General features: G+C 50.7%; 15 protein-coding genes and 2 pseudogenes. 7 read left to right on the top strand and 10 right to left on the bottom strand.

The genetic code is table 11. The features are described from left to right. Positions 1-169 precede the first annotated feature (169 nt). The 4 genes from JUI81_RS02125 (at position 170) to JUI81_RS02110 (ending at position 5,316) form a co-directional block, all read left to right on the top strand. On the top strand, positions 170-1,774 hold the full coding sequence (locus JUI81_RS02125; protein WP_204123569.1) for a recombinase family protein: 1,605 nt from the start codon (positions 170-172) through the stop codon (positions 1,772-1,774). Between the two features lie 228 nt (positions 1,775-2,002). Further along, on the top strand, positions 2,003-2,341 hold the full coding sequence (locus JUI81_RS02120) for a hypothetical protein (RefSeq protein WP_204123568.1): 339 nt from the start codon (positions 2,003-2,005) through the stop codon (positions 2,339-2,341). A gap of 1,210 nt (positions 2,342-3,551) precedes the next feature. Continuing rightward, complete coding sequence (locus JUI81_RS02115) at positions 3,552-4,169, top strand: recombinase family protein (RefSeq protein ID WP_204123567.1); 618 nt, start codon at positions 3,552-3,554, stop codon at positions 4,167-4,169. A gap of 241 nt (positions 4,170-4,410) precedes the next feature. Then, complete coding sequence (locus JUI81_RS02110; RefSeq protein ID WP_204123566.1) at positions 4,411-5,316, top strand: hypothetical protein; 906 nt, start codon at positions 4,411-4,413, stop codon at positions 5,314-5,316. Between the two features lie 54 nt (positions 5,317-5,370). Here JUI81_RS02110 and JUI81_RS02105 read toward each other — a convergent pair whose 3' ends face one another. The 10 genes and pseudogenes from JUI81_RS02105 to JUI81_RS02065 form a co-directional block, all read right to left on the bottom strand. Then, positions 5,371-5,913 carry a hypothetical protein gene (locus tag JUI81_RS02105; protein WP_204123565.1) on the bottom strand — a complete coding sequence of 181 codons (543 nt, stop codon included), beginning with the start codon at positions 5,911-5,913 and terminating at the stop codon, positions 5,371-5,373. A gap of 57 nt (positions 5,914-5,970) precedes the next feature. Continuing rightward, entirely contained in the window at positions 5,971-6,387 is a 417-nt protein-coding gene (locus tag JUI81_RS02100) for a hypothetical protein (RefSeq protein WP_204123564.1), read from the bottom strand. A 72-nt stretch (positions 6,388-6,459) separates the two neighbouring features. Next, positions 6,460-8,178, bottom strand: coding sequence for a DUF262 domain-containing protein (locus JUI81_RS02095; RefSeq protein ID WP_239077646.1), 1,719 nt, complete (start codon positions 8,176-8,178; stop codon positions 6,460-6,462). Positions 8,179-8,602: 424 nt separating this feature from the next. Further along, positions 8,603-9,208: a tRNA-(ms[2]io[6]A)-hydroxylase gene (locus JUI81_RS02090; RefSeq protein WP_204123563.1), complete on the bottom strand. Its 606-nt coding sequence runs from the start codon at positions 9,206-9,208 to the stop codon at positions 8,603-8,605. A 132-nt stretch (positions 9,209-9,340) separates the two neighbouring features. Then, on the bottom strand, positions 9,341-9,625 hold the full coding sequence (locus JUI81_RS02085; RefSeq protein ID WP_239077645.1) for a hypothetical protein: 285 nt from the start codon (positions 9,623-9,625) through the stop codon (positions 9,341-9,343). Between the two features lie 218 nt (positions 9,626-9,843). Further along, positions 9,844-10,281, bottom strand: coding sequence for a response regulator (locus tag JUI81_RS02080; RefSeq protein WP_204123838.1), 438 nt, complete (start codon positions 10,279-10,281; stop codon positions 9,844-9,846). A 4-nt stretch (positions 10,282-10,285) separates the two neighbouring features. Beyond that, positions 10,286-10,993: pseudogene (locus JUI81_RS02075) on the bottom strand (response regulator); the annotation flags it as partial. Then, positions 10,992-11,115, bottom strand: a pseudogene (locus JUI81_RS31725) (CoA ester lyase); the annotation flags it as partial. The pseudogenes JUI81_RS02075 and JUI81_RS31725, both read right to left, overlap by 2 nt. 337 nt (positions 11,116-11,452) lie before the next feature. Beyond that, positions 11,453-12,721 carry a site-specific integrase gene (locus JUI81_RS02070; RefSeq protein ID WP_204123562.1) on the bottom strand — a complete coding sequence of 423 codons (1,269 nt, stop codon included), beginning with the start codon at positions 12,719-12,721 and terminating at the stop codon, positions 11,453-11,455. A gap of 153 nt (positions 12,722-12,874) precedes the next feature. Then, positions 12,875-13,789: a LysR family transcriptional regulator gene (locus JUI81_RS02065; RefSeq protein WP_239077644.1), complete on the bottom strand. Its 915-nt coding sequence runs from the start codon at positions 13,787-13,789 to the stop codon at positions 12,875-12,877. A gap of 268 nt (positions 13,790-14,057) precedes the next feature. On the opposite strand from JUI81_RS02065, the gene JUI81_RS02060 reads away from it, so the two are divergent. From JUI81_RS02060 to JUI81_RS02050, 3 genes are all read left to right on the top strand, one after another. Next, the gene (locus tag JUI81_RS02060) at positions 14,058-15,080 is read left to right on the top strand and encodes a zinc-dependent alcohol dehydrogenase family protein (protein WP_019579026.1); all 1,023 of its coding nucleotides are present in this window, start codon (positions 14,058-14,060) and stop codon (positions 15,078-15,080) included. 587 nt (positions 15,081-15,667) lie between these two features. Then, entirely contained in the window at positions 15,668-17,158 is a 1,491-nt protein-coding gene (locus JUI81_RS02055) for a hypothetical protein (RefSeq protein ID WP_019579025.1), read from the top strand. A gap of 67 nt (positions 17,159-17,225) precedes the next feature. Beyond that, positions 17,226-18,626, top strand: coding sequence for a PLP-dependent aminotransferase family protein (locus JUI81_RS02050; RefSeq protein ID WP_019579024.1), 1,401 nt, complete (start codon positions 17,226-17,228; stop codon positions 18,624-18,626). Positions 18,627-18,668 lie beyond the last annotated feature (42 nt).

The following is an 18,668-nucleotide window of genomic DNA, read 5'->3' as shown; positions in this document are numbered from 1 at the left end:
ACAACATGAAAAATAACCCGTAAAAAACTTGTATTGTGTTTAGAAACTCGATTTCTAGTGGTATAAATTAGTCATCGCAAAACACAGAACAGCCGATAGGGGCGCATCCAATCGCGCCTCCAGAATGTGTGTTTGCATCATACTTTTATAACACCCAAGGTCAAAAACAATGCCCTATGCAATCGGCTACGCGCGTTTCTCCAGTATCAAACAAGGTTCAGGTAGCAGCCTAGAACGGCAGCAAGCCATGATAGCCAAATGGCTTGGTGAAAACCCGGAATACAAAGTTTATCCAAAAACCTTTGAAGATTTAGGACGATCCGCATCAAAAGGCGATCATTTGAAGCACGGGCTCGGAAAGCTGCTCGAAGCCATTGAGGTTAAAGAAATTGGCGACGGCGATATTATTCTAGTTGAAGCCATTGATCGGATTGGACGCCTGACCGCAACAAAGATGTTTTCATTAATAAATCAAATTCTAGAAGCCGGCGTACGGATTATAACATTGCAAGATAATACAATGTATGGTCCAGTTATTAAATCAGATCAGATTTGGCAATTGCTAGGCAAGATAGAGCAGGCTTTCACATACAGCGTTGATCTTGGCAAACGAATTAAACACAGCTATACAATTCGCGAACAAAATGCAAGAGAAGGAGTAATACCAAAAAGAAGAACACCAATCTGGTTGAATACAGACGGAACACTAAAGGAGGACATTGCAGCTGCAATGAAAACCGCCTTTGAAGATGCGTTATCTGGCCTCGGCGAACGTAGAATTCTAAAAAAATTAAAAACAAGTCATCCGACATTTGAAAAACGCCATCCAGCAAGCGTTAGGAAATGGCTAACAAACAAAGCTGCAATTGGATTTTGGCGTGAAATTTTGACCTACCCGCCAATAGTCAGTCCAGAATTATTCTATCAAGTCCAAAAGCGCTTTGAAGATGCCTACATACCAGCGTCAGCACCAACAAAACACTTCCTGTCCGGGCTTGTGAAGTGCGGAAATTGTGGCTCGTCTTTCCAAGTGAAGGTTAACAAGTCGAGTCCAAATAGCATGCACTGTTCGGCACGAGCCATACATGGTATTGACAGGTGTGAAAACGGAACATCTTTTCCCGTGCCTGTATTGCTCCGTATCTGCCACGATACTGCAACACTCGCGATGGAGACTGCTTTGCAAAACATTGAACTTTCAAAGGCTAAGAAAAAAAGCATAATTATCGATTGCAAATTAAATGACATCGGAAAAAAACTGAACAACCTGATAACTTCTTTACAGCAATATGGAACCATGCCGGAGATAGATAGCCAGATAAAACTACTTATTTCCGAAAGAAAAAAGCTGGAAGATGAAAAGCGTTACTTAGTCGAAGACGACGTAGCCAACACAACAAGTTATGAAGAGGCATGGGACTACCAATACGAATTGATCGAAGATGACCCTATGCGTCTAAACGCATTGCTTCAATCTGTAAAATATCAAATTAAATGCTTTGCCAATCGCAGCATATTAGCCAACACCACCGGTAACGAACTGAGCAAATCCGTTTACATGAATTACTGTAGAAAAATTCAAGCGTACCGTCTTCGCGCAAACGGCAACATTTACAATATAGCAAACAGAGAAGGTACTTTTACCCAAGAACGGCTCAGGACTTTCAAAGAAATGCTACAAGCACAAAGAGAGGGAACCACCGCCTTTAAAGAAATTGAAACATCACCAGCAGATTCGGAAATATTGGAATTCTTAGCAGCAATTGATGACTGATTTGCCACCTTCTGCGATCGATCGACTTACAAACCCCGCGACCCCGTTGAAACCGTTATCCATCATGGCCTTGATACCCATTCATAGGCCGGATATTTAATTCTCTGTTCTATCTCTACCCTGCCGAATGTCCGATTATTTGCGCACGAACGAAGGGAACAACATCATATAGACATCAAAACCAACATGAAGAATTTATCTAAAGCACATTACACCCAAGACCAATACATGGGTACATCAATCAATTGCAATCTAACACGCCCAACACTTGAAAACATCCTGGAAGCGCTGTTCGTCCTAATATACGGAGTGACGGAAACTTTAAAGTACCCGCGCGGCTATCATGTGAGAACACGCTTCACCGATCAAATGACTAGCTCAGAATATAGCGCCCACATCAACAATTTCTATAAGAGCAAATCGAAATACTCTCCGCAAAGAATGACGATTATCGAAAATGACGACACAGGCGTTCATCATCACCACGCCATCATTTTAAATGACAAGCTGGATAGAAAATCCAGCCTTCAATATTTACACGCAAAACTCAAAAAAATGGAAAACTGAATGACTATTCAATTATTTGCCCAAAACATGATAGCTACGGTCACAGCCTGACTTCAACGGAAGACCTCGACAGTTACTTCGAGTGGATGACGTATCTTGCCAAAACCAAGTCAAAGCCCGATAGACATCAGCTTTGGAGTGGAAGCCGCCTGCTTACATCAATGTTGAAAGATTGGCGTCGCAATGGCAAACCTGACTTACGTATGTTGCATACAAAGTACCACTCGGCAAACCCCGTAGCGTTCGATTTAAGCCTGTTCGCAGCATAACCCTTTGGGTCTCGAAAACTTCATTACAACCTTCCACGCGACGTACTGGAGGGCTACAGAAGCACCAGAAAGCTTTAACTTAAACCACTACCAGAAAAATCAACAGCAAACTTAAATTTGACCTTTCGACAAGTTTCCTTCCGCCCTATTGAATAATCATCCAATAGACTGAAAAACCCGCAGCACCAACACCCAGTGAAAAAAGATAAAAAGAATATTAAAGAATCATTTACGACTAATTATTCAAATAATATCAAACGGAACGACGCCCTATTTACGACCTAAAAACGCCAATAACCAACATGTAACCTAGGCATTCATTGGGCATTAAGCCACATAGAGCAGACAGAACATTTAATTGCACGATTATTTCTCAAGCCAACTATTCTTACTAAACTTATACTGCACCGTTACGAATAATATCCAGCCTTCACCATCCTACCAACTGGGCGGTATATTTTAAAAGCTATCGAAAACAAAACCACCTACAAAGGCCGGCAGGGTACTACTCCCTTACCACAGAGAGGTTAAAGGGGTATGGGACCCAACGGGAGGGACAATTCACATCAAAAAAAATCGAGCCTTTAAAATTTTTCCAAAAAAAATTTACTAATTTAAAAATTTACACTCCCAAAGAACAAACTCGTTACGCCACGCCTCAAGATTTAGCTTTGTGACATTATTGATGGATGCAGCCAATCTTTGATGCACTGAGGTTGACTGCCCACGTGCCAAAGAGCCAAAGAGCCAAAATGGAATATCGACTCTCGAACCATTTCCTCACCGTTTTCCATCGCATGGGCGTTTGGACTATCAATTGACTCTACTTTATTGGTAGCCCGATAGGATGCGCGTACGTTCTATCAAAAGACATTTGTAGATAGCCATATGATTGGTTTATCATAGATCTATCGAAATAAACTATAAAGGATAATAATCGGATGAAAGCTCATCTTTACCTTCGTGCCAGCACCAGAGATCAAGATGCACTCCGTGCGAAAACGAGCCTGGAATCATTCGCAAAAGACAAAGGCCTTATTGTTGCCAACATCTATGCGGAAAATATCAGTGGTACAAAATTGCACCGTCCTGAACTGATTCGTCTGTTGAATGCGGCTCAGTCTGGTGAATGCATCGTATGTGAAAGCGTTGACCGTCTGAGCCGTTTATCACAACCAGATTGGGAAACGCTGAAAGCAACAATCAAGGCGAAGGGGCTACGACTTGTCATTGCTGACCTGCCAACAAGTCACATGATGGTTGAAGACAAAGGAATCACAGGACAAATAATGGAAGTGATCAACAGCATGCTGTTGGACCTCATGGCGACAATGGCTCGGTTGGACCAAGAAAAACGGGTGGAGCGTATCAAACAGGGTTTGGCAAACAAACGCATTGCAGACCCAAGCTGGGCACCAAAGGGCAAGGGCAAGAATGTCGAAAAATGGGCAAAGGTACAGTCGTTAATTAACAAACATCCCTCAATGTCAGCAGACGACATAGCCAAGCTTGCTGATGTAGGGGTTGCAACGGTTTACCGGATCAAGCGGGGCGCTTAGGTTGTCTTTAATGGCATCGTGCTGATGCAAAAAGCACTTACACTGATAAACGCCGAGCCTACGGTGCTGAAAAACGAGTATTCTACTAGCCACTGACTGGGCTAGCGTGGCCTCATGACCCTGGCTTTCAACGCTTCAAAAGCACGCCTCTCGGCCCATCCTTTTTTGTGTAATTGGACGCCTGCGATCCTAGAACTAGGGGCTATTTTTGTTCAGGTTATTCTTATCAAAGGGAAATTGAATGTCCAACCTCAAGCTGTACCTAGCGTTATCAATCACCATGGTCATTCCGACTATAGTCAGTGCAGCAAATGAAAAAGCCGAAAAGAAGTACTTGCCTGACTGTGTAAGTGTCGAGCTTTCTGGAGCAGGCTTGAGCGAGGAGGATTCTGAGTTCCTCTTCTCCATTCAAAAAAACTTGATGACCTTAGAGATTTTGAGGTTTGCGACAGGTAATGATTCCGTCTTGGGAGACTATTATACCAAAGCGAAAGGAAAGGACTTCAATGTCGACGTCCTGACAATTAGGGAAATGGCCAGGCAACATGGAATTGCGAGCCTTATTCGCCATGACAGTGACATGACGGACGCGGCCTACAAGTCGCAGATCCTGAATCACAAATGGACTAAGGATTCATTGGAAGTTTCTTACTGTCGTGTCAGGAGCATTGGCGACACTACTACCAATGCCCAAAATACATATGCCACAAATTACCTGAAATACCTAAACGATAGACAAGCCAGCATGCATGGTCAAGTTGGCTTCTTCGACGTAACAGTCAATGACTGCACTGTGAGCAGAGCCATCATCACCGGCAACAAATTTGCTGATAGGAAGGAAGATCCTGACTTTCGCTACCTAGTGGTCAATGCTACATTTAAAAACAACGATAAGGAAGGTCGCTTACCGCTGGAAGGTAGTCTAATCATTACCAAGGATGGGCAAGAGTACAAGTATGACACCACCGAGCGCATCACACACGAAAGCTACGGTATCGGCCTTCAATCGCTTAACCCCCTTATAAAACTCAAAACAAAAATCGCCTACAAAGTGCCTAACGAACTGGATGGAGAGGTCTATTGGCAACCTGGCAGAAACGTCAATGACAAGAGACTTTGGTGTACCTATCTTCCTGCAACAAGCTAGCCAGCGAGTAAAATCGAAACTTTTGCGCATCCAGCGAGCGAATTGAGCGACTTGTTATGCATTTCGCAAAGTTCCAGTAGCTATTAAAGCTATTTCGGCTTGCTGCTCGAATTGTTTTGTATAGACATCAAGAATATCAAAAAAACTCATCTGCCTCTGCGGCGCTCGGCCTAACTCAGCAAGCGCGTATTGGATTTTTGAATAATAGAAAGCTGTTGAATTTATAGCGATCTCCATTGAGGGGATCATTGAAATATTTCTGGCCTCTATATGCGCCAGATCTTTATCTCTGTATACCTTAATCTGGCTCCAATATTCTTCCCATTTCTCCTCTGAAATTTCTATGGCAGAAAGCATGTGCGCCTTGAAGTTCTCTGTTCCAGATAACACCTTGCTCCAATGTAACGCATCTTTTCGTTGCCCGAATAAATGACACCACTCAAGGACTGCTAAATCCAGAGCATTCCGTGAAATCTCGAACCAGAAAGAATTTATGATACCTCTCGATTTTTGCCTAGTGGAAAATGAAAGAGCTAATTTTTTTGCTAGGTCTGAGCATGCTCTTTCTGCCCATATAAGTGACTTCTCTCTGCTCACGAATGATTCCTTGCGCATAACGATTAAGCCAAAGGGACAGGCTTCAGCCTGAACCGCTTAAGCATTTCTAATTTGATGCATCTGCTCATAAACTTTTTCCATTAGTGGAAAAGCCCCGTTCATATCAATTTTTGAAAAATTTGTTAGCGCTCTGCTTAGCATGGCAATAGCTTCTTGTCGCTCGTCGAATTCGATATTTTCGTCACTGTCACGGTCCGCATGTTTCAAAGCATTTCTGACCAAGTTGGCATGATTTCTTATCTCTTTTTCGACAAGCTTACTTCCTAATGATTTATGGCTTCGGACTAAAAATTTTACGGCGTTTTCTTTGCCTCCCACTGAGACGATTGTTCCAAATATTTCTTCCGCTGCGCCAGCTAGAGTGATTACTGAAATTAAATCTCCATCAGAGAGAAAAATGTCTACGGCTACGTCAAGTTGGCGACGCGCTATGTCAATTTTGTTTATTTTCATATCATTCCTCTCTGTTGGCAAAGTTACAGAAGGCGCTTAACGATTAAGCTAAAGGCAGGCGTCAGCGTATCCCTAGGAGTTGACATATGTCGGCAATGCTCGGATTACTGAGCCTCGCTCAATATCTACTGAAAGAAGTTTGACATTTAGAGCGTTCGCGATAGCCTCCGAGCGCTTATCTATAAACAATTCATAATTGTCAGCATCAACGCCATATTCCTCCCTATCAAATATTAAGTGACTTCCTAATGTCTGACCTAGCAATTCATTATCATCGGAGAACCCACTTATGTACACGCTCGGAGGCTTCTTGCTTATTTTGTGCTTATTAGAATAACCATCGATTAGTGTGATGTTGGCAATTAGATTCGGCTCGACTCCCGGAGCATTATCGACAAGATATTTAGTTGGAAAGAAGTGATGGTAATTTCGACTCGATGCAATTTTTAAATTACTATTGTCTAGTATAACAACTCCATTTGTATCGAAAGACTTGGGCTGATTAAAAGCCAACATACACAGTATTGACTTACAATATGAATTCCCAGATGAGAAATAAGTTGACGCAATATCTTCCTTGGATATAAGCATGTCTGTTTTTGGATAATCAGGCATATTTTCGGAAATGATTGCATCAATTTTATTAAAGTCCTCGCTTATCTTCGAGTCAGACGAAGAACCATATCGTTCAGTTAGCCCAACCCAGTAGAAAAACTGTTCGAGTAATCGAGACTGTAAAATGTTCGGTTTTTTATTTTTAGTGCGATGGAAATAATAAGTTAACGGAATAAGAAGTGCAGGATAAGGAAGCAACTGAGATACTGGCACTCTTAACTCAGACCGAATAAAGTCTATTGCAGTGAAAAGCGATGACGTCATCGGCTTCCAGCTCAAAATAAAGTCGTCTCTTTTTATGCTCAATATGTCGCGGCCTCGCACTGCTCTTTTACTGATAGCAGCGACGCACTGCATAATCAATGACTCCGGCAGCGTCTCAAATTTTGCAGCTCTAAGGCAGCTTTTCTCATCTTCTGATCCATCACGTAAAATTTCATAGCGCTCGGCCAAATCGAATTCTTTAGCCTCATCGTAGGTTTTTGCTACCATCACCTCGAATACTGTCAGCGCTTTTCCTCCGGTGTTAATTCTGGAGAAAATTTCACAAGCAACTTCGATCGGATAGTCCTTGATAGTTATAGTTGAGAAGTCATAATTGACGAGCCGATTTTTATAGTATTCTATCCGCTCAAGCTGAGGCGCAGAAAACTCTCTCATTATATCTGTAAACTTACACGTAAGTAACCTATGAACCGAGATAAAGGCTTCATCTTCGGCCAAACCCTTTTCAGTTTTTACAATTGAATCATCGCCATCCAGTGCACCGCTAAGATCAATATATATATCTTGATAATTTATCTCTTTCCCATCCTTACTTATTCTAATGCCTTTTCGGATAGCATACAGCGAAGTTATCCGCTGTTGACCATCAAGAATATACTGCACATAATCTCCCTTCGGCGTTTCGGGCAATTTGTGATTGCCTACTTCTTTATAGCTTCTGAGATCCTCTTTTGTCTTCCAGAAAATGAACGTACCAATTGGAAAACCTTTTAAAATCGAATCTATGAGCCTTGCCGATTGCTCCTTCTCCCAGACGAACTCCCGCTGAAACATTGGCAGTTTTATTTGACCGGTATCAATCTCAACGAAAAGCGACTCGTATTTTTTATTGTGGTTATCTGGCTGTAATAAAATCGTATTTACTAACGAGTCAGGCTGATCATTCGTCATACTTCAACTACTCCATGTATTATCTTCGACTATTGTGTTATCGACTAACTTTAAGATGAGATTGTAGCAGTCAGTTTCTAGAAATGACGATAGCATTTGGAGTTTAAGTGTGAAGTTATTTTTTGGACGAGCGAGTCCGGTCGCCACTGAAACGACCCGTATGCTCCCGAGGACATTCGTAATGGAGATGATCTTGGGACAAGAGGGGCACCCGACTACACGCTGTCAGAAAGGCCTAAAGGGGCTTATGGGTCCCCTTTTCATGGGCATGGTCCGATTTTAAAATTCGGAACCCACAATTTCCCAGACTCTGAAGTTTTTGCCGATACACCTTACGTGCAATGCAAGACCGAAAAAGCCCCGCAGAACTTGATCTACGGGGCTTTTGTATGTACGGCGGACTGATAACGGTTCAAAACAAACGTCACGTCAGCGTCGGGATACCGCTATGAAATCTGAATTCACTATCCTGGCTGTCAATCAAACCAGCCTCAACGGTCCTAACCTTCTCGATTACACGATCCACATCGGCTGCATCCCCGTACTGATACGCAAGCTTTAGATAGCCTTGGAAGTGCCGTGCTTCGCTTTTCAGCAAGCCGAAGTAGAATCGCCCCAACTCATCGTCCAAATGCGGCACCAGCGCTTCGAAGCGCTCACAACTACGAGCCTCGATAATGGCTCCCACCACTAACGTATCAACGAGCTTCACTGGCTCATGGCTTCGTACGACAGCTCTTAGCCCAGAGGCATACCGACTAGCCGACAGCGGTCGCCATTCGATTTTACGCTTCTTCATTAACCGCAAAACCTGTTCGTGATGCACAAGCTCTTCACGGGCCAGCCGAGACATCATGATCACGAGATCAGAGTGAGCACCATACTTGGCAATCATGCTCAGAGCAGTGCTAGCAGCCTTGAACTCACAATTCTTGTGATCAATCAGCATCACGTCTTGCTGGCTCAGAGCGGCTTCTACCCACGCATCGGGGGTCCGGCACCCTAAAAACTCATGGACTTCAGGCAGCATGGGCATTTCTCAAAATTCGTAGTTGCATTGCCGATTTCTTCTCCCAGCGCGCGCCCACTACCAGCCCCGATTGGGTGTAGGCATCGTGCTGGCTGGGTAGCCGGGAATCCAGGGTGATGCCGTGTTCGTCGCTCAACAGTACGGCAAAGCCGGCCGGCACCACCGTCGGGCCAGACCGCTGACACCCTGGCTGGCGATGGACAAGTATTGCTGATGCCGTTCCTGATGACGACGGATGTCCTCGACGCTGAGGATGTTCTTGCGGCTCGCCGCACCAGGATCGAGACGGTGCTTCACGATGCTGCGGTACCAGGACTGCGCAATGACCCCGTCCGGCCTGACGCCGCGCCCGGAAAAATGGTCGTTGATGAACGCCGCGAGTTCGCTGGGGGTAGTCTGCGTGCTATGCAGGGTCATGAAATGCTCCCGTCAGGCGTGAAGCCCGCGAAGGGCTATCACGGCGATCTTGTTATTAGAGGCTGGCCGCAGCTGCAACCATCTACCATAGACGCTGACGCGTGAATTTTCAGCCTTGGAACAACAAGTATCTAAAATCAAGAGAGCCACTTTCACAAACCTGGAGGAGGGGCAGTCATGATGAGCTTCCTTTTTGATTAGCAAGGTTATCCGCCATATCATCTTTGCAGGAGATTGATCTGATCTGCCGGCACCAGCGTACGCAAGGTCTTGTAAAACGCGCGGGTTTCCAGCAGGTTCCACACCCGCAACATGGTTTCCAGCGCATTAAGGGGTTTGCTGATGAAGTCCTTGGCTCCCAGCGCCAGGGCGCGCAGACGCGTATCCCGGGTGACGTCGGCGGTGAGCACGAGGATCGGTAGGAATTCACCGCTGGGGATGCGCCGGTTGAGTTGTTCCAGTACCGCAAACCCGTCGAACTCCGGCATGTGCAAATCCCGAATGACCAGATCCGGCTCGATGCTGTTGAATAGATCCAGAGTGCGTAGGGGCTGCGTGCTGCTCAAGACGTTGATCAAACGTTCGCGTGCAAGTAACTGGTCCACCAGGTCCAGATTCGGGCGTTGATCGTCGATGATCAAAATGCGCAGGTCGATGCTCGGGCTCCGGAAAGTATTCGTCGAGGTGGGCGAGAAACGCGGGCACGTTGACTGGCTTAGTTAAGGCCGTCGCACCGGCTTCTTGCAACGCCAGGCGGGTAAGATCGCTGGCGTCGGCGGTAATCATCAGCACCGGTGTATTTTGAGTGATCGCAGATCGGCGCAAGCGCTGCAGAACGTTCAGCCCGTCGATGTCCGGTAGTGACAGATCCAGCAGGATCAGCTGTGGCGCGTGCTGTGCGGCGAGGTCCAGCCCCAGCTGCCCTTGCATGCTCGAGATCAGCTTTATCCTCGGCCGACATTGCAGCAAGGTTTCGATCAGCGCCAGGCTGGAGAGGTTGTCTTCGATGCACAATATGTTGGCCTGAATGTCAGGTGCAGCGAGGGCAGGGACCTGCGACCGGTTGTCGATTGCTGCTGCGGCGAGACTGGGATATTCCTGCAAGCGCACGAACGGCAGTTCCAGTGTGAATCTGGAGCCGAGGCCGGATTGGCTTTGCACCGTCAGGTTGCCCTTCATCATTTTCAGCAGACTTTTACTCAGCGCGAGGCCAAGGCTGCTGCCTTCGACGTTCGGAACGGCGCCCAGTCGCTCAAATGGCTTGAACAGTTGACCCAAGTGATCTGCCGAAATGCCGTTGTCGGTATCGCAGACCGACACGGCGATTCGCTGTTGCTCCACTTTGGCCTCGAGACGCACCTGGCCCTTTCCTGCACGGCATCTTCCAGGTCGACAATGACCCGGTCCACGCCGGTGGTGATGGCTTTGGGGATGAGCTCCGGGCGAGTAGCCGGCACAAGTAGGGCGGAGCGAACAATCGATGGACTCATGGTGTTTCTCCCTCGGTGAATTCGATTTCACCGATTTTGTGCGGTGCCGTCCTGATTGCCAGCGCAAATCTGCGCCTTGCCGCTGCTGGCGATGTGGCTTACGCAAGATTTGATGCTGGCTGCTTGATATCACTCCTCCGAGTGGCTATGGTCAGAACCCGGTAGCGTGCCTTTGGAGTGATTCCTTTTCTTCCTCTTGATACACCAAAAAAAACAAGTCCAGAATCAAGTTTATTCCTGCTTCAGGAATAAAAGGAACCGCTTAAATTTCAATGGGTCGGACGCCAGATGCGAGTCTCGTTTCCACTCCAATCTCCTAATTTTTTTCGCCGTATCGTCAATCTGAGGTCACGCGCGCAGCGTTTTGCCGCAACTGGTCTAAGTAGTTCGCCCATTGTTGCGCCGCCTCCCGGCGTTGCACTAGTAATTGCGCGCGGGCATACACAGCCCCCAGAGCACCTGGCATCCGGTGGGATAACGACAGTTCGAGCACTATTGGATCAATATCTAAGTGCTCATGGGCAATGGTCCGGTAGGTGGCGCGAAAGCCGTGAGCTGTGATGTCGTACTCCGGCCAGATACGCTGAAATGACTTGAGCATGGAGGTTGGATTGATGGGGCGGCCCGGATAGACCGGCGAGACGAACACCCAGCCCTTGCCTTCTGCATCCACCACGCGGGTTTTAAGTAGCTCGCGCAACAGGACCAGGGCTTGCTCGGGCAGCGGCACGATGTGTTTACTCTTGTCCAGATGCTTGGTCTTGCTCACCACATAACGCCAATCGGCGCCCACCAAGTCGACGTCTTCCCAGCGCATCTGCACCAATTCGCCGGGGCGGACTGGCAACAGGACCAGCAGGCGCATTGCGGCGGCAACGCTGCCGTTGTTGCAGTCATCCAGTCGCAGCAAAAACCTGCCCAGGTCCGCTGGCCTTTCGATCGCTGGGTTGCTGGTCACGACATGGCGGATCTTCAACTCCTCAATGTTGCTAAGCGCCACATTGCGTTCCACCCAGCCGCGCCCCTCGGCAAAGCCCAGGACGGCACGGATGATGGTACGCACGCGCCGGGCCATGGCCATGGTGCGCTGGCGGCGCAACTCGGTAATGATCGTGGTGATGTGCTCCAGCTTGATCTCGCTGACCGGTTTTTTACCAATCGCAGGCAAGATGTGGTTGTTCAGCGCTCCGTTAAACCCCGAGATGGATTTGGTCACCAGTTCGGCAGACTTGAATCCCAACCATTGCTTGGCCACGTACTCGAAGGTGCGCACCTCGTTGAGGAGTTGCGCCTCGATTTTGGCGGTCTTGGCCTTGAGCGGGGCGGTGTGGTTGGCCACGTCGCGGCGTGCGCCGCGGGCGATGTCGCGCGCCTCCTTCAGACTGATGTCGGGATAAGCGCCGATGGAAAAGCGGTTTTCCTTGCCATGCAGCCGATACTTCAAGCGCCAGAACTTGGAAGGGGGTTTTCCGACCTTGCTCGACGCCCTCACCTCCAAGTAGAGACCAGGGACTTCGCCGTCGGCGTGTTTACCGGGTTCGGTCAGCGAACGGATCAAGGCATCGCTGAGTTTTCGTTTGAAAACAACCGCATTATCTGGGGGCATCGGTGGGGGCATCCTTTTTAAGGAACCGAACTTTGCCCCCAATTATGCCCCCGCGAGCTCTGGAATCCAGCGGATTTAGACAGACGGAAGTGGACTGATTTAGCCTGTAACGCTATGTTATTAAGAAGTTTTTTGGAATTTTATAGAACTCGATTATAAGCTATCTGGGTCCCCAAAAAACATCTGAATCCGCGACCTCAACCACCGCTCACCCGGATCATTATCCTGCGACCCGCGCCAGGCCATGTGCAATTCAAAGCTGCGCACCGGCAACGGCGGATCTTCCGCCCGAACACCACCGGCGGCGGTCAACGCTTCGGCGGTGTAGTCCGGGACGGTGGCCACGATGTCGGTGCCGCTGATCAGTGTGCTCAGCCCGTTGAACTGCGGCACCGCCAACACCACGTGCCGTTTGCGCCCCAGCTTCTCCAGCTCTTCATCTATAAAGCCGCTCAGGTCGCCCGCGAACGACACCAGCGCGTGGGGGCGGGCGCAGAAGTCATCCAGGCTCAACGGCCCCGGCACGGTGTCGGCCCGCAACAGTTTCGGCATGCTGCGGCGCAATACCTTGCGCTTGGCATTGGCCGGCAGGTCGGCGGTGTAGCTGACGCCAATGGAAATTTCGCCCGAGGCCAACAGGTTCGGCATCAATATGTAGTTGGCCCGACGCACCACCAGCACGATGCCTGGTGCCTCGGCGCGCAGCCGCTTGAGCAGCATCGGCAGCAACGCGAATTCGACATCGTCCGACAGGCCGATGCGGAACACCGCGGTGCTGGTGGCCGGATCGAATTCCGCCGCGCGACTGACTGCGGTGGAAATCGAGTCCAGGGCCGGCGAGAGCAGGGCGAAGATTTCCACCGCTCGGGCGGAAGGTTCCATGCTGCGGCCGGTGCGCACGAACAACGGGTCATCGAACAGCCCGCGCAGGCGCGAGAGCGCCGCACTGATGGCCGGCTGGCCGAGGAACAATTTCTCCGCAGCGCGGGTCACACTGCGCTCGTGCATCAGTGTTTCGAAAACGATCAACAGGTTCAGGTCGACACGACGCAGGTCATTACGATTCATCTGGAGTCCTGGCAGATTCAGCAAACTTGACGTGAGCGACCATATGAGAACAATGGCCGGCGTGAATCTTACGGGGAAAGACTGGTACTCTGCACAGGGTAATTCAGTTTTCCCTGAAAGGCTGCTTCGGTTTTTACGGCATTGGATGATGTCGCCGTCGCTGCGGAATCAATGACAGGCATGTCGACTATTAATAGCCACTGATGGTCTCGGGTAGAAAGCCCAGATAGAGTTCAGGGCATTAGAGGTTACTTTGACGAGGTTTGCGATGTCCCGCACGATCCGTTTTCACAAGTTTGGTCCAGCCGAGGTGCTCAAATGCGAAGAGCATGCGGCCGCTCTGCCTGCACCGGGCGAAGTGCAGGTGCGTGTCGAGGCGATTGGCATCAGCTGGTACGACATTCTCTGGCGCCAGAACCTGGCTTCCTCCCATGCTCGCCTGCCTTCAGGCCTGGGTCATGAAATGGCCGGCGTGGTCACGGCGCTCGGCGAGGGTGTCGATGACCTGGCTGTCGGTGACAAGGTCGCCAGTTTCCCGGCCGAAAGCCCCAACGACTATCCGGTCTACGGCGAACAGATCGTTCTGCCGCGCACGGCGTTGACCCGCTACCCGGATGTGCTCAGTCCGGTCGAAGCCAGCGTGCATTACACGCCGCTACTGGTCGCCTACTTTGGCTACACCGATCTGGCGCGCGTCAAACCCGGGCAATTCGCTCTGGTGACCGACGCCAGTCACTGCGCCGGGCCGTCGTTCGTGCAACTGGGCAAAGCCCTCGGCGTGCGAGTGATCGCTGCGACCAAAACTGCGGATGAGCGTGAATACCTGCTGTCGCTGGGTGCCGAAAAAGTCATCGTCACCGAAGAAGAAGATCTGCTGATGCGGATCAACAAAATCACCGACAACCGCGGCGTCGACGTGGTGTTCGATGGCCTGGGTGGCCCGCAGATGTCACTGCTCGGCGATGTACTCGCGCCTCGCGGCAGCCTGGTGCTCTATGGCCTGCAAGGTGGTAACCAGACGCCATTTCCCGCCTGTGCGGCGTTCCAGAAGAACATTCAGTTCTTCGTGCACTGCATCGGCAACTTCACCGGCAAGCCGGAGCTGGGCATCCTCCAGGATCAGGCCGCACTGCAACGGGCCCTGCGCGACATCAACCAGTTGACAGCAGACCATGTGCTGCTGCCGCTCAAGACTCGGGTATTCCCGTTTTCCCAGTTTGTCGAAGCGCACCGCTACATGGACGAATGCCCATGCCGCGAACGGGTCGCCCTTGAGGTCGAACCTGCCTGAGCTTTTCGTACGAGCCTCTTTGTATAAGCCCCTCTGGAAAGGTCCGTGCAAACACGGACTTTTCCGCTGTCAAAACCTCCAAAATGAGACACCCATCGATCCTTCGGTGGGGCGGTTCAGCAACTGAACTGGTTTTTGCTCTCGATCTGTATCTTCTAATCATTATGTAAGCCCTGATAATTGAACGATTATTTCATCTCAAGGAAAGAGTCATGGCTGGGTATCAGGTTGAAACTTTTCAACGCGCATCGGCAATACATGCTCAACAAATAATTCGACGCCGCTCGGCGGCCATACATTTATTGGCAACTTCTTTCTTTATTTCTTGTATTACATGTCTGTGGGATGTTGTCGGAAATTTCCTAGGAAATCGCTCGGGGCCAAAAAGCACCCGTCCTGCCGGGCGTTGCGGCGGTCCAGTCCTGATTGAGGTTCCCGAGACATGCAACCATTTCAAATAATTACACAATGCTTAAGTGCTAGCATTTGATAACAAACCCGGCACCCCATTCATGACAGGCAATCCGTCGCGCAGTGCATGTAATTGTTTGCGTGGCGTTGAACTTATGAGTAACAGGTAAACAATGATGACCCATACCCATGAACAGGCAATGAATTATGTTTATCAACAAGTACTGCAGCGCTTGCTGAGCTTTTTCTCTCGCGCGGAGCGCACGGCATTGCAACTGATGATTCAGCGCCTGGTGGTGTCGGCTGGAGGTATGGAGCGTATCGGCGATTACAAGGTGTTGGCGATCCAGTCCGGGTCCCGTGACAGCTGCTACACACTGGCGCTGCTGCGCGCCGCGCAACTGAGTATCGCCAGTCGGGCACCGGCGACGTTTCAGTTGCGAGTGGCCACTTTGCGCTTGAATGGTACGGCTTCGACAGCACTGGAAAACATCCATCGCAGCAGCAGTGCATTGTTTCTCTACGACGATCCCCGGGTCGAAATGTTGATGGTCGATAATCGTGAGGTCCTGCCGTTCAATCACTTGGCGCCAATCTCCGAAGCCGGCCGTGAGTCGAATCGGCTTAACCTGCTGATGGTCGGGCACCGTCGCGCCTGGAACGGGCCGCTTGAGTTGTGGGACGACGGGTACCTGGCCACGGGTGAGTTTTATGGACAAATTGCCCGCTGGGACAACGGCGTCGATGTCATGATCAGCAGCGATTCCCCCCGTCGGCAGGCGCAGTTTATCGAGGGTTTGAACCGCGCTGCAGCCAAGGCTGGGCTTGCACCGACGAGCCGCCATGAAACGGGCTACGAGGGATTGTTCGCGCGGCTCGATGAACTGGGCAGCGACTGCTATCGCGAGTTTTATCCCGACTTTTCTCAGGCTGCGTGGCGTCCTGCCGAGCGCTTTGAGGCCTGCCGTCGCACGACCTTCATGGACATTCACGACATGCTGGTCAGCAATCTGGAAGAGCGCTGGCCGCTGCTCACTGACTTCCTCGGGTTTCAACCTGACGAACTGACGGCTCAGCTCAGTGATAACGACTATGTCAGCCTGTCGATATCCGCGCACCTTCGCGGCTTGCAAGCGCGCTTTGTACACGGTCGCACCTACGAAGAGAGTGTCAGCGAATACCTGCAGCAGGCGTTGGTGATGATGCGCCGTAAACAATTGCCCGAGCGTTTTTGCGAGCAGGCAATGGGGACCTTCGGCAATCTGCTGACCATGGCCGATCAGCGCGGATTGGCGACGGCCGAGGCACAAAGGAACCTCGGTTTGAGTGAAGCCCAACTGGTATGCCTGCTGTTCGCCCCGTTCGTCGATAACGGCGCGGCCCTGGAGCATTTTCTTCGTCAATGCCATCCCGGGATGTTGGTGGCGCTGCCGGAATTGCACCGGGCGATGCAGGGCGGTCCGGCACCCGAGCAGGTTCTGCAGTGGATGGTTGATGTCAGCGGGTTGTCGGTCAGCCTGATCGGTACGCTTTACCGCATGGGGCCGGTGGTTCGGGACGAGGGTAGGGTGCCAGGCACGGAAAGCGGCCACGCGGGCGTGCAAGTCGAAGGCATGGACCCTGAGAATGAAACAGCAGTGACTGGCGAATGGTCGATGGGCCAGTGAACGCTCCTGGTTTGGCGGACGCATCGAGAGTGCGTCATGACGTTCGTAGCGTGTTCGGTCATCACCCATGAAAGGATCACGAGATTCCGATTTCGCGTACCAGGCGGTGTACCGCTACCTGAACAATCTGATCAATGAGCCGGGCAGCGACGTGCGAGTGCGCCTGCCCTCATTGCGGCAGTTGGCGGATCGTTTGAGTGTGTCGATTTCGACCATTCAATACGCCTATTCGCTGCTGGAGAAGGAAGGACGCATCTATTCGGTTGCCAAGTCAGGTTATTACGCACTGCCGGTGCCCTCTATCGGCCTGCCCGGCAGCGGCAAAGACCTGCTCGAAACGGTCTATGTCAACGCCAGGCGCCCCGGCATGCTGGTGTTGAGCGCCGATGAACCGGCGTTGTTACAACCCCTGGACAGCCCGTTGTTGTTGCTGGAGAGAGAATTGCTGCGCCAGTATCCGCGCCAGCCGCAACCGTCTTCACAACCCTGCGGCGAGTTGGAACTGCGCACGGCCCTTGCCGCACGCTACACCACTTCACCGACGCGCTGCTGGCATGCCGATGATGTCTATATCGGCGCAGATATGCGCGGCGTACTTGAAATATTGATCGCCGTTCTTGAGCTCAAAGATTCGGTGGTGGTGGTCGAGTCGCCGTGCGATTGGGTGATTCTGCGCTTGTTCCAGGACGCAGACGTGCAGGTTGTCGAGCTGCCGCTGCAAGCCTGTGGTGGCCTGGATCTCGAACAGCTGAGAGAACTGCTCGAGACCGGGCGGGTGCGACTGATGATGCTTTCATCTGGACTGAACATGCCGCGCGGGAGCGTGGCGCCTGACGACAACCGGCAGTCCACTGCGCAACTGCTGGAACGGCATGGCTGTTGGGTGTTGGAAAACGATTGTTACGGCGAGCTCGAATTCGAACCGAGCGGCTTGCGGTTTCGCGACCTGGTGGACCCTGATCGGCTGATCGTGTTTTCCACTTTCGAGAAAATCATTGGCTCGGAGGCACCCTTTGGTTACCTGCTCTCGCGACAACTGCGTGCCGAACTGCAACGGCACTTTCTGCTGCGGGCATTCCGTTTGTCGCTGATTCGTCAGAAAGCCATCGCACGGCTGTACAGCAACGGACGTATCGATCAACACCTGCTGGTGTTGCGTCGACTGCTCAAGGAGCGCATGGTGCTGATGACCCAACTGCTCCAGGAGCGTCTGCCGGAATCGCTGCATTTCGTCGAGCCCCAGGGCGGGGCGACGGTGTGGATTCGCTCGTTGCGCCAGGTCAATGTACATCGAGTGTTCCAGAGACTGCTCAAGCAGCAAGTGGTCATCGCACCGGGGGAGTTGTTCAGTCTGCAGGGCCTGCACGCGCAACACTTGCGCCTGAGTCATACGTTCGGTGGCGACCACGAGCTCGTCGCTGCACTGGGGCTGCTTGGGGATGCCTTGCGTCTGGAGTCGATCGATTGAGCCGAGGCGCCAGAGCTCCTCGGAACCTGACATTCGATAACG

Source organism: Pseudomonas sp. 008, assembly GCF_016861935.1.
Taxonomy (GTDB): Bacteria; Pseudomonadota; Gammaproteobacteria; order Pseudomonadales; family Pseudomonadaceae; genus Aquipseudomonas.
Note: the sequence above shows the minus strand (reverse complement) of the source record. Positions and strands in the feature narration are given on the sequence as shown.